Source organism: Agromyces capsici, assembly GCF_058349965.1.
The window spans coordinates 999,252-1,011,520 of the sequence record NZ_JBYRET010000002.1; the positions used below are offsets into that span (position 1 = coordinate 999,252).

Annotated in this window: 9 protein-coding genes; 2 read left to right on the plus strand and 7 right to left on the minus strand. The window is 70.8% G+C overall.

The window, feature by feature from the left end; genetic code table 11:
* Positions 1-71: 71 nt before the first annotated feature.
* The 3 genes from AC3RKB_RS18385 to AC3RKB_RS18395 all read right to left on the minus strand — a co-directional run bounded on the left by AC3RKB_RS18385 (position 72) and on the right by AC3RKB_RS18395 (position 3,217).
* On the minus strand, positions 72-1,400 hold the full coding sequence (locus AC3RKB_RS18385; RefSeq protein ID WP_491437892.1) for a class II 3-deoxy-7-phosphoheptulonate synthase: 1,329 nt from the start codon (positions 1,398-1,400) through the stop codon (positions 72-74).
* Positions 1,401-1,521: 121 nt separating this feature from the next.
* On the minus strand, positions 1,522-2,211 hold the full coding sequence (locus AC3RKB_RS18390) for a lysophospholipid acyltransferase family protein (RefSeq protein ID WP_491437767.1): 690 nt from the start codon (positions 2,209-2,211) through the stop codon (positions 1,522-1,524).
* 52 nt (positions 2,212-2,263) lie between these two features.
* On the minus strand, positions 2,264-3,217 hold the full coding sequence (locus AC3RKB_RS18395; RefSeq protein WP_491437768.1) for an ROK family glucokinase: 954 nt from the start codon (positions 3,215-3,217) through the stop codon (positions 2,264-2,266).
* A 154-nt stretch (positions 3,218-3,371) separates the two neighbouring features.
* Here AC3RKB_RS18395 and AC3RKB_RS18400 point away from each other — a divergent pair, with 154 nt between their 5' ends.
* Entirely contained in the window at positions 3,372-5,207 is a 1,836-nt protein-coding gene (locus AC3RKB_RS18400; protein ID WP_491437769.1) for an AMP-dependent synthetase/ligase, read from the plus strand.
* Between the two features lie 60 nt (positions 5,208-5,267).
* Here AC3RKB_RS18400 and def read toward each other — a convergent pair whose 3' ends face one another.
* The 3 genes from def to AC3RKB_RS18415 form a co-directional block, all read right to left on the minus strand.
* Complete coding sequence (gene def, locus AC3RKB_RS18405) at positions 5,268-5,759, minus strand: peptide deformylase (RefSeq protein WP_491437770.1); 492 nt, start codon at positions 5,757-5,759, stop codon at positions 5,268-5,270.
* A gap of 71 nt (positions 5,760-5,830) precedes the next feature.
* Complete coding sequence (locus AC3RKB_RS18410) at positions 5,831-7,204, minus strand: MinD/ParA family ATP-binding protein (RefSeq protein WP_491437771.1); 1,374 nt, start codon at positions 7,202-7,204, stop codon at positions 5,831-5,833.
* Between the two features lie 37 nt (positions 7,205-7,241).
* A complete protein-coding gene (locus AC3RKB_RS18415) occupies positions 7,242-10,646 on the minus strand; it encodes a pyruvate carboxylase (protein ID WP_491437772.1) in 3,405 nt (1,134 codons plus the stop codon).
* Between the two features lie 79 nt (positions 10,647-10,725).
* Here AC3RKB_RS18415 and AC3RKB_RS18420 point away from each other — a divergent pair, with 79 nt between their 5' ends.
* A complete protein-coding gene (locus tag AC3RKB_RS18420) occupies positions 10,726-11,568 on the plus strand; it encodes a ParA family protein (protein WP_491437773.1) in 843 nt (280 codons plus the stop codon).
* Positions 11,569-11,650: 82 nt separating this feature from the next.
* Here the strand turns inward: AC3RKB_RS18420 and AC3RKB_RS18425 are convergent, their stop codons facing one another.
* Positions 11,651-12,205, minus strand: a complete 555-nt coding sequence (locus AC3RKB_RS18425; RefSeq protein ID WP_491437775.1) for a MerR family transcriptional regulator — start codon at positions 12,203-12,205, stop codon at positions 11,651-11,653.
* Positions 12,206-12,269: the final 64 nt, after the last annotated feature.

Sequence of the window (12,269 nt, forward strand, 5' to 3'; positions counted from 1 at the left end):
GAGGCCGGACGCGGAACGGGCGGCCGCGGCATCCGTCGGATGCCACGACCGCCCGCCGGCGGAGCGGTCGATCAGCGCACGGCGAGTTCCTCGGCCACGAGGAACGCCAGCTCGAGCGACTGCATGTGGTTCAGTCGCGGATCGCACAGCGACTCGTATCGGGTGGCGAGCGTCTGCTCGTCGATGTGCTCGGAGCCGCCCATGCACTCGGTCACGTCGTCGCCGGTGAGCTCGACGTGGATGCCGCCCGGGTACGTCCCCGCGGCGCGGTGCGCCTCGAAGAAGCCCCGGACCTCGTCGACGACGTCGTCGAAGCGGCGCGTCTTGTAGCCGGTCGGCGTCGTGATGCCGTTGCCGTGCATCGGGTCGGTCACCCACAGCGGGTTCGCGTCGGACGCCTTGATCGCCTCGAGCAGGGGCGGAAGGGCGTCGCGGATCTTCCCCGCGCCCATGCGCGTGATGAACGTGAGGCGGCCCGGCTCGCGGTTCGGGTCGAGCCGCTCGACGAGTTCCATCATCGTCTCGGGTGACGTGGTGGGACCGAGCTTCACGCCGATCGGGTTGCGGACGCGCGAGAGGAAGTCGACGTGCGCGCCGTCGAGCTCGCGAGTGCGCTCGCCGATCCAGATGAAGTGCGCCGACGTGTTGTACGGAGTGCCGGTTCGCGAGTCGATGCGCGTCATCGGGCGCTCGTAGTCCATGAGCAGGCCCTCGTGGCCCGTGTAGAACTCGGTGCGCTTGAGCTCGTCGAAGTCGGCACCGCACGCGTCCATGAACTTCACGGCGCGGTCGATCTCGCGGGCGAGCTTCTCGTACCGGGCGTTCGCGGGGTTCGCGGCGAAACCCTGATTCCAGGCGTGCACCTGACGCAGATCGGCGAAGCCGCCCTGCGTGAACGCGCGGATGAGGTTCAGCGTCGACGCGGCCATGTGGTACCCCTGCAACAGTCGCGAGGGATCGGCGGCCCGGGACTCGGGCGTGAAGTCGTAGCCGTTGACGATGTCGCCGCGGTACGCGGGCAGCGTGACATCGCCGCGGGTCTCGGTGTCGCTCGACCGGGGCTTGGCGAACTGGCCCGCCATCCGCCCCATCTTCACGACCGGCATCGAGGCCCCGTACGTGAGCACCACGGCCATCTGCAGCACGGTCTTGACGCGGTTGCGGATCTGGTCGGCGGTCGCGCCCGCGAAGGTCTCGGCGCAGTCGCCGCCCTGCAGGAGGAACGCCTCGCCCCGGGACGCCGCGGCCAGCCGATCGCGGAGCATGTCGACCTCGCCCGCGAACACGAGCGGCGGCAGCGTGGCCAGCTCGGCGGATGCCGCGTGCGCCGCCTCGGGATCGGGCCAGCTGGGCTGCTGCTTGATCGGCAGCGTGCGCCAATAGTCGAGGCCCGCGATCACGGAGGGATCTGCGTTCACGATGGGCTCGACGAGCTGTACCACTTGGAATCCTGGAGGGTTGGGGCGCACGTGCGCGGGGGATGGAACGGGCGCCGCACGCCGCGACGCCGTACCCGCCAGCCTACCGCGACTGCGGAGCGCGTTGCTCCCGGACGGTGCTGGCGTAGACGTCGACGTACTGCTGCTCGCTGAGCGCGCGGAGGTCGTACACGAGCTCGTCGGTCACCGACCGCAGGACGAAGCGGTCGCCCTCCATCCCGTGGAACCGGCTGAAGTCGAGCGCCTCGCCGAACACGATGCCGACGCGGCGGATCTTCGGCAGCCGCGTGCCGATCGGCATGACCTCGGCGGTGCCGATCATCGCGACCGGGACGACGGGCACGCCGGCCTCGAGCACCATGCGTGCGACGCCGGTGCGACCGCGGTAGAGCTTGCCGTCGGGGCTGCGCGTGCCCTCCGGGTAGATGCCGAGGATCCGGCCCTCGCGCAGGACCCGGAGACCGGTGTTGAGGGATGCCTCGGACGCCTTGCCGCCCGAGCGGTCGATCGGCAGCTGTCCGGCGGCCTGGAAGAACATCTTCGTCGCCCAGCCCTTGAGCCCCTTGCCCGTGAAGTACTCGCTCTTGGCGAGGAACACCACGGGACGGTCCACCACGAGCGGGAGGAAGATCGAGTCGATGAAGGACAGGTGGTTGGAGGCGAGGATGACGGGCCCGTCCTTGGGCACGCGCTCGAGTCCGACGACCCAGGGGCGGAAGATCGAGAGGAGGATCGGGCCCACCACGATGTGCTTCATGATCCAGTAGAACACCGGAGTCCTCCGTCTCGCCGTCCGCCCGGCAGCCAGCCTAGCCCGCGACCCGTCAGGCGTGCTCCTCGACCCAGAGGCGTGCGAGGTCGGCCGCGCCGACCACTCCGGCGTCGTTGACGAGCTCGGCGATCACGAAGTCGGGCTCGGGGTGGTACCCGCGGGCGGGGAGGTGTTCGAGGAACGCCTCGCGGATCGGAGCGAGCAGGAGCTCCCCCGCCACCGCGACGCCGCCGCCGAACACGAACCGCTGCGGGTCCAGCACGGCCGACAGGCTCGCCGACGCCTGGCCCAGCCAGTGCCCGAGCTGGCGCAGGGCGGCGAGTGCGCCCGGATCCTCGGCCGCGATGAGGCCGCCCACGATCGTGCCGTCGAGCGCACCGTGCTCCTCGCGCGCGCGGGCGAGTGCGAGGCCGATGCCGCCCGCGTCGGCGATCTCGCCGGCCATCCGCATGAGCGCCCGGCCCGAGCCGTACTGCTCGAGGCACCCGTGCTGGCCGCAGCCGCACGCGACGCCGTTCGGGACCACGCGCAGGTGGCCGAGCTCGGCGCCCGCGCCGAACCCGCCGCGGAAGAGCCGGTCGCCGGCCACGATCGCGCCGCCGACACCCGTGCCGATCGTGAGCATCACCATGTCGCTGACCATGCGGCCCGCACCGAAGCGGAACTCCGCCCAGCCCGCGGCGTTCGCGTCGTTCTCGACGACGACGGTGCCCCCGACCCGGGCCTCGAGCTTCTCGCGGAAGGGCTCGTTGCGCCAGTCGATGTTCGGGGCGTAGTAGACGGTGGACTGCGCGGCGTCGATGAAGCCGGCCGCCGCGACGCCGACGGCGCGGATCTCCTCATCGGCCGACAGCGTGCGGATCATCTCGACCACCGCATCCTCGAGCGCGGCGGCATCCCCTGCCGGCGTCGGCACCCGCTGCGACCGCGTGATCGTGCCCAGTTCGTCGACGACCGCCCCCGCGATCTTGGTGCCGCCGATGTCGATGCCGATCGCAAGCGCCAATGGGGTCGCCTTTCCGGGTGTGATCGTTTGGAGTTTGTGCACAAGCCCCCCGGGGCTGCCGGGGGCGCACCGGTTAGAGTGTAGTCAACCCCAATGCCGAGGTTTCGCGCGGCCCCGAAGCGCGTGCGATCCTCCCGGTGCCGAAGGAGCTACCGTGACCGAATTCGCCACAGCACCCCTGGTCCCCGCCGACCCCGACGCCAACACGACCGACCTGCTGGTCGAGCGCGTGAAGGCGACTCCCGACTCGGTGCTGTTCTCGCTGCCCACCGCCGGCGGCGGCTGGAGCCCGGTCACGACCCGCGAGTTCCACGAGCAGGTGGTCCGCCTCGCGAAGGGCCTCGTCGCGGCCGGCATCCAGCCGGGCGACAAGGTCGGCCTGATGAGCAAGACGCGCTACGAGTGGACGCTGATCGACTTCGCCGCCTGGTTCGCCGGCGCGGTGCTGGTGCCGATCTACGAGACGAGCTCCCCCGCGCAGGTGCGCTGGAACCTCGGCGACTCGGGCTCGGTCGCGGTCATCCTCGAGACGGCCGACCACTTCGCGCGGTTCGACGAGGTGCACCCCGACCTGCCCGCCATCCGCAATGTCTGGCAGATCGACCTCGGCGACCTCGACAAGCTCGTCGCCGCGGGCGCCGACGTGCCCGACGAGGAGATCGAGCGTCGCCGCAACCTCGCGGTCGGCAGCGACATCGCCACGCTCATCTACACGTCGGGGTCGACCGGCAAGCCAAAGGGCTGCGTGCTCACGCACGCGAACTTCGTCGAGCTCTCGCGCAACGCCGCGGTCGCGCTCGAGGAGGTCGTGCTCGACCCGAACGGCGCCTCGACGCTGCTGTTCATCACCACCGCGCACGTGTTCGCACGCTTCATCTCTGTGCTCTGCGTGCACGCGGGCGTCCGCGTCGGCCACCAGCCCGACACCAAGCAGCTCCTCCCGAGCCTCGGCAGCTTCAAGCCCACCTTCCTCCTCGCCGTCCCGCGCGTGTTCGAGAAGGTCTTCAACGTCTCCGAGCAGAAGGCCGAGGCCGGCGGCAAGGGGAAGATCTTCCACGCCGCCGCCGAGACCGCCGTGGCGTACTCGACCGCGCTCGAGGCCGGCGGCAAGATCCCGCTCGGGCTGAAGCTCAAGTTCCGCCTGTTCGACCGGCTCGTCTTCTCCAAGCTCCGCGCGGCGATGGGCGGCAACGTGAAGTACGCCGTCTCGGGCTCGGCCCCGCTCGGCCCGCGCCTCGGCCACTTCTACCACGCACTCGGCATCACGATCCTCGAGGGCTACGGCCTGACCGAGACCACCGCGCCCGCGACGGTGAACCTGGCCCACAAGTCGAAGATCGGAACGGTCGGACCCGCCCTGCCCGGTGTCTCGGTGCGCATCGCCGACGACGGCGAGATCGAGGTCAAGGGCATCAACGTCTTCAAGGAGTACTGGAAGAACCCCGAGGCGACGGCCGCCGTGTTCGACGGCGACTGGTTCAAGACGGGCGACATCGGCTCCTTCGACTCCGACGGCTTCCTGACCATCACGGGCCGCAAGAAGGAGATCATCGTCACGGCGGGCGGTAAGAACGTCGCCCCGGCGGCGCTCGAGGACCCGATCCGCGCGAACCCGCTCGTCGGCCAGGTCGTGGTCGTCGGCGACCAGAAGCCGTTCATCTCCGCACTCGTCACGCTCGACCCCGAGATGCTGCCGGTGTGGCTCAACAACCACGGCGAGGATGCGGGAATGAGCCTCGGCGACGCGGCGAAGAATCCCGCCGTGCTCGCCGAGGTGCAGCGAGCGATCGACGCGGCCAACGAGCACGTCTCGCGCGCCGAGTCGATCCGCAAGTTCAGCATCCTTCCCATCGAGTTCACCGAGGCGAGCGGCCACCTCACGCCGAAGATGAGCATCAAGCGCAACGTCATCCTCGAGGACTTCGCCGGCGACATCGAGGGCATGTACTCCGGTTCGCCCGCGACCGAGGGGCACTCGATCGTGCACTGATCGCCTGCCACACGTCGAACGGCCCCGCGGATCCCGCGGGGCCGTTCGACGTCGTGACGGTCAGAACCAGTCGGACTCGCGCACCGCGCGCATGGCCGCCCGGCGCTCGTCCTTCTCGAGTCGGTCGAGGTAGAGGATGCCGTCGAGGTGATCGGTCTCGTGCTGCAGGGCCTGCGCCATCAGCCCCTCGCCGGCCAGTTCGACCACGTTGCCGTCGAGGTCGATGCCGCGCACGCGGGCGAATGGATGCCGCGGCGTCTTGTGCCATAGGCCGGGCACCGACAGGCAGCCCTCGTCGACGAGCTCGGGCTCCCCCGTCACCTCGACGAGCTCGGGGTTGATGACGTAGCCGACCTCGCCGTCGACGTTGTAGCTGAACACGCGGAGGTTCACGCCGATCTGGGGCGCGGCGACCCCGGCGCGGCCGGGCAGCCGGACGCTGTCGACGAGGTCGTCGACCAGGGCGCGCACACGGTCGTCGACCCGTTCGACGGGTGCGGAGACGGTCTTCAGGACAGGGTCGCCGAACAGGCGGATGGGACGTTCCGGCAATGGTGCTCCGTGTTCAGGCCCGTGCACGACGGGCGGGGTCGGTCCCGGCCGAGGGGCAGGGGGTCAGGGGGTCAGTGCCCGCGCTCGACGGGCAGGCCTTCCACCACGAGGGCGGCGAGCTCGCGGGCCGCGTGCTGGGTCACCGCGCGCAGGTCGCTCCAGTGCACCACCGAACCCGCGGCGAGCTGCGGGTCGTACGGGATCCGCACGATCTCGCGCACGCGCGACTGGAAGTGAGCCTCGATCTCGTCGACCTTGACGAGGTGCGTGCCCTGCGTGGCCAGGTTGATCGCGACGACCGCGTTCCGGACGAGCTCGCCGTACCCGTTGGCCTCGAGCCAGGTGAGCGTCTCGCTGGCCAGCCGCGCCTCGTCGACGCTGCCGCCCGAGACGATCACGATCGAATCGGCACGCTGGAGCGTGGAGCGCATGACCGAGTGCACGATGCCCGTGCCGCAGTCGGTGAGCACGAGCGAGTAGTACCGGGCCGCGAGGCCGGCGACCACGTTGTAGTCGTCGGCGTCGAACGCCTCGGAGAGGGTCGGGTCGGTGTCGGAGGCGAGGATGTCGAGCCGCGTCTCGTCGCGCGAGACGAACTTGGAGAAGTCGGTGTACCCGCCGATCGAGGAGGCCTTCGCGACCACGTCGCGGACGGTCTCTCGGGTCTGCCGGTCGACGCGCTCCGCGAGCGTGCCGCGGTCGGGGTTGGCGTCGATCGCGATGACGCGGTCGTCGCGGGCGTCGGCCAGTGCCATCCCGAGCAGCGTCGTGATGGTGGTCTTGCCGACGCCGCCCTTTCGCGTGAGCACGGGCACGAATCGCGCACCGCCCTCGAACCGCCGGCGGATCCGCTCGTTCATCGCCCGGTGCGCGCGCACCTTGGCCGAGTCGCCGAGGTTGACCATGTGGAGGGTCGCCTCGTAGAGGAATCGATTGAACCCGCCCTGGGGCGCCGGCCGCGTGGTGCGGTTGAGGTCGATCAGGCGATCGGCCGTGAGCGAGTCGGGCGTCTCGGGCAGCTCGGCGGGCAGGAGCTCGGCGTCGGCGTCGGCGTCAACGATCGCGACATGCGAACCGGTGTCGGTCGTCACACGCTCGCGACGCAGGCGCGACGCATCGGCGGCGAGCAGCGCCCCGTACGGCGAGGCGTCGCGCGCGGCCGCCTGGCGATGGGACCCGCGCGGCAGCGCCGCGAGCACGTCGACCGAGGTCGTGCCGGTCGTGACCGCACCGAGGTCGTGCGGATCGACCGCGACGTCGTCGATGGCCACCGCCACCTCGTCGTCGGGCATCTGCCGTGCCGGCGCGGGCGGAAGGTCGACGCGGACGTCGACCTTTTCGGTCGGCTCGACGGGGTGCGACCCGCCTGCAGCGGCGGAGCGCTCGGTGGTTCGGGAACGTGGGCGACGGGCGGTGGGGCCCGTCTCGTCATCGTGTTCAGCCACCGATTTCCCTCCTCATCAGTGCGGAACGCTCACGAGTCTATCGCGGGCGCACCACGACGAGCAGATCACCCGCCTCCACCTGCTGGGTCTTCGGGATGGCGACGCGCTCGACGACGCCCGCGACGGGCGAGGTGATGGCGGCCTCCATCTTCATGGCCTCGATGGATGCCACGGCCTGTCCGGCCGCGATCTCGGCACCCGCCTCGACCTGCAGCGTGACCACGCCGGAGAATGGCGCGGCGATCTGGCCCGGCTGGGACGCGTCGGCCTTCTCGGCCGCACGGCTCTCGACCGTGATGCTCCGGTCGCGGACGAACACGGGCCGGAGCTGGCCGTTCAGGATCGTCATGACGGTCCGCATGCCCTTGTCGTCGGCCTCGCCGATCGCCTCGAGCCCGGCGTACAGTCGCACGCCCTTCGCGATCTCGACCACGTGCTCCGCGCCGGGGCGCAACCCGTACAGGTAGTCGGCGGTGTCGACCGCCGAGAGGTCGCCGAACAGCTCGCGGATCTGCTCGAACTGGCGTGTCGGCGCCGGGAAGAGCAGTGCGTTGAGCAGCGCCTGGCGCTCGACGCCGGGCGCCTCGAGCCCCCGCCGCTGCGCGTGGGTCAGCTCGGTGACGCCGACGCGCACGTCGCGTCCGGCGAGGACCTTCGAGCGGAAGGGCTCGGGCCAGCCGCCGGGCAGGTCGCCGAGCTCGCCGGCCATGAAGCCGATGACCGAGTCGGGCACGTCGTACTTCTCCGGGTTGGCCTCGAAGTCGGCAGGATCGGCCTTGACGGCCGCGAGGTGCAGGGCGAGGTCGCCCACGACCTTCGACGACGGCGTGACCTTCGGCACTCGACCGAGGATCGCGTTCGCCGCGGCGTACATGTCCTCGATGAGCTCGAAGTCGTCGGCGAGGCCGAGCGCGATCGCCTGCTGGCGGAGGTTGGAGAGCTGGCCGCCGGGGATCTCGTGGTGGTACACGCGGCCGGTGGGGCCCGGCAGGCCCGACTCGAACGGGCGGTACAGGCGCCGCACCGCCTCCCAGTACGGCTCGAGGTCGGAGACCGCGTCGAGCGAGATGCCGGTGTCGCGGTCGGTGTGGGCGAGCGCCGCGACGAGCGACGAGGCCGACGGCTGGCTCGTGGTGCCCGCCATCGGCGCGCTCGCCACGTCGACCGCGTCGACGCCGGCCCGGCTGGCGGCGAGGAGGGTCGCGAGCTGTCCGCCGGCGGTGTCGTGCGTGTGCAGGTGCACCGGCAGGTCGAACCGCTCGCGGAGCGCGGTGACGAGCATCTCGGCCGCGGCGGGGCGCAGGAGGCCGGCCATGTCCTTGATCGCGAGGATGTGCGCCCCTGCCGACGCGATCTCGTCGGCCAGGCGCAGGTAGTAGTCGAGGGTGTAGAGGTCCTCGGCCGGGTCGAGCAGGTCGCCCGTGTAGCAGACGGCGACCTCGGCGATCGAGCCGCCAGTGGCGAGCACCGCGTCGATCGCGGGACGCATCTGCGACACGTCGTTGAGCGCGTCGAAGATTCGGAAGATGTCGACGCCCGTCGCTGCCGCCTCCTGGACGAACGCGTCGGTGACCTCGGTCGGGTACGGCGTGTAGCCCACCGTGTTGCGGCCGCGCAGCAGCATCTGGATGTTGATGTTCGGCAACGCACCACGGAGTGCGGCGAGCCGCTCCCACGGGTCCTCGCCGAGGAACCGGAGCGCGACGTCGTAGGTGGCGCCGCCCCATGCCTCGACCGAGAGGAGCTCGGGCGTCATCCGCGCCACGTACGGCGCGACGGCCACCAGGTCTTTCGTGCGCACGCGCGTCGCGAGCAGCGACTGGTGGGCGTCGCGGAAGGTCGTCTCGGTGACGGCCAGCGGCGTCTGCGCGCGCAGCGCGGCGGCGAAGCCGGCCGGGCCGAGTTCGAGGAGGCGCTGACGCGATCCTGACGGCGCCGGCGTCGCGAGGTCGAGCTCGGGCAGCTTGTCGGCGGGGGCGACGGTGGTCGGCGCCGGCCCGTTCGGCTGGTTCACCGTGACATCCGCCAGCCAGTTCAGGATCTTCGTCCCGCGGTCCTTGGAGACCCGGCCGCGCACCAGCTGCGGGCGCTCGTCGATGAACGAGGTGCTCAGGTCGCCCGCGATGAACGACGGGTCCTCGAGCACGGCCTGCAGGAACGGGATGTTGGTGGACACGCCCCGGATGCGGAACTCCGCGAGGGCGCGCTTGGCGCGCGTGACGGCCTGCTCGTAGTCGCGACCGCGGCAGATGAGCTTGGCGAGCATCGAGTCGAAGTGCGGGCTGATCTGGGCGCCGGGGTTGACCGTGCCGCCGTCGAGGCGGATGCCGGCGCCGCCGGGCGAGCGGTAGGTCGTGATCTTGCCCGTGTCGGGGCGGAAGTTCGCGGTCGGGTCCTCGGTCGTGATGCGGCACTGCAGTGCGGCGCCGCGCAGCTGGATGCGGTCCTGCGTGAGGCCGAGCTGCGCGAGGGTCTCCCCAGCGGCGATGCGGATCTGCGCGACGACGAGGTCGACGTCGGTGACCTCTTCGGTGACGGTGTGCTCGACCTGGATGCGCGGGTTCATCTCGATGAACACGTGCTGGCCGGCACGCTCCCCTGCCGTGTCGAGCAGGAACTCCACGGTGCCCGCGTTGGCGTAGCCGATCGACTTCGCGAACGCGACCGCGTCGCGGTAGAGGGACTGCCGGATCTCGTCGGAGAGGTTCGGCGCGGGCGCGATCTCGACGACCTTCTGGTGGCGGCGCTGCACCGAGCAGTCGCGCTCGAAGAGGTGCACGGTCTCGCCCGTGCCGTCCGCGAGCACCTGCACCTCGATGTGGCGCGGGCGGAGCACGGCCTGCTCGAGGAACATGGTCGGATCGCCGAAGGCGCTGTCGGCCTCGCGCATGGCCTCCTCGAGCGCGCGGCGCAGATCTTCCGGCTTGTCGACGCGACGCATGCCGCGGCCGCCGCCACCTGCGACGGCCTTGGCGAAGATCGGGAAGCCGATCTCGTCGGCCTGCGCGAGCAGCGCCTCGACGTCGCGCGAGGGCTCGGTCGACTTCAGCACCGGCACGCCGGCCGCGATCGCCTGCTCCTTCGCGGTGACCTTGTTGCCGGCCATCTCGAGCACGCGCGTGGGCGGGCCGATGAAGGTGATGCCCGCGTCGGCGGCCGCCTGTGCGAGCTCGGGGTTCTCCGAGAGGAAGCCGTAGCCCGGGTAGATGGCATCCGCGCCCGACTCCTTCGCGACGCGGATAATCTCCGAGACGTCGAGGTACGCGCGAACCGGATGACCCGGCTCGCCGATCTGGTACGCCTCGTCGGCCTTCAGCCGGTGCAGCGAGTTGCGGTCCTCGTACGGGAAGACGGCGACGGTCTTCGCACCGAGCTCGACGGCGGCGCGGAACGCCCGGATGGCGATCTCACCGCGATTGGCGACCAGGATCTTCGAGAACATGCAGGCCTTTCCGGATGGGGGTCTTCCGCACAGCGAACATTTAGGTATCGCCTTGCGAGTAACGGTAACGTATTCGCTCGTGCACGTTCTTTCGGTCAGTTCTCTGAAGGGCGGCGTCGGAAAGACGACCGTCACCCTCGGACTGGCGTCGGCTGCGTTCGCGCGCGGCGTGCGCACGCTCGTGGTCGACCTCGATCCGCAGTCCGATGTGTCGACCGGCATGGACATCCAGGTCTCCGGCCACCTCAACGTCGCCGACGTCCTGGCATCGCCCAAGGAGAAGATCGTCCGTTCGGCGATCGCGCCGAGCGGGTGGGCCCGGTCGAACCCGCAGTCGACCATCGACGTCATGATCGGCAGCCCGTCCGCGATCAACTACGACGGTCCGCATCCGTCGATCCGCGACATCTGGAAGCTCGAGGAGGCGCTCGCCAACGTCGAGGCCGACTACGAGCTCGTCCTCATCGACTGTGCGCCCTCGCTCAACGCGCTCACGCGCACCGCGTGGGCGGCGAGCGACCGCGTCGCGGTCGTGACCGAGCCGGGCCTGTTCTCGGTGGCCGCGGCCGACCGGGCGCTGCGCGCGATCGAGGAGATCCGGCGCGGCCTCTCGCCCCGCCTGCAGCCGCTCGGCATCATCGTGAACCGCGCTCGCGTGCAGTCGCTCGAGCACCAGTTCCGGATCAAGGAGCTGCGTGACATGTTCGGGCCGCTCGTGCTCTCCCCGCAACTGCCCGAGCGCACGTCGCTGCAGCAGGCGCAGGGCGCCGCGAAGCCGCTGCACATGTGGCCGGGCGAGAGCGCCGAGGAGATGTCGAACCACTTCGACCAGCTGCTCGAGCGCGTGCTCCGCACGGCACGGATCGGCGAGTTCGCGCCGACTCCGGGCAGCCGCCTCGAGATCGACGCCGCTCCCCGCTGACCTCGCCTCGAGCGGCGTCACGCGACGTCATGTCGACGCCGTCGGCGCGACGCCCGGGCCGGCCCCGGCTGTCGGGCCGCGCTCAGGAGATCTTGCGAGTCGACCGGCTCCGTCGCGCCGCGAGCTCGTCGACGTGGTCGGCCGACTGGGTGTCGAGCTCGACGAGCGTCGACTCGACCTCCCGCAGGACCTTGCCGACCGCGATGCCGAAGACGCCCTGGCCGCGGTTGACGAGGTCGATCACCTCGTCGTCGGAGGTGCAGAGGTACACGCTCGCGCCGTCGCTCATGAGCGTGGTCTGGGCGAGGTCGTCGATGCCGGCCTCGCGGAGCTGGGTGACGGCCACGCGGATCTGCTGCAGCGAGATGCCCGTGTCGAGCAGCCGCTTGACGAGCTTCAGGACGAGGATGTCGCGGAACCCGTACAGTCGCTGCGATCCGGACCCGGCGGCGCCACGGACGGTGGGCTCGACGAGCTGGGTGCGGGCCCAGTAGTCGAGCTGGCGGTAGCTGATGCCGGCCGCACGAGCTGCGACGGCGCCGCGATAGCCCGTCGCATCGTCGTGCTCGGGAAGCCCGTCGGTGAAGAGCAGACCGAGGTCGTAGCGCGTGCGTTCGCTCCGATCGAGCTCGCTCATCCGATCGCCCCTCACCTCTCGTCGGCGCCTCGACGGCGCGGGTCCCACGCTACCCACGCTCGCG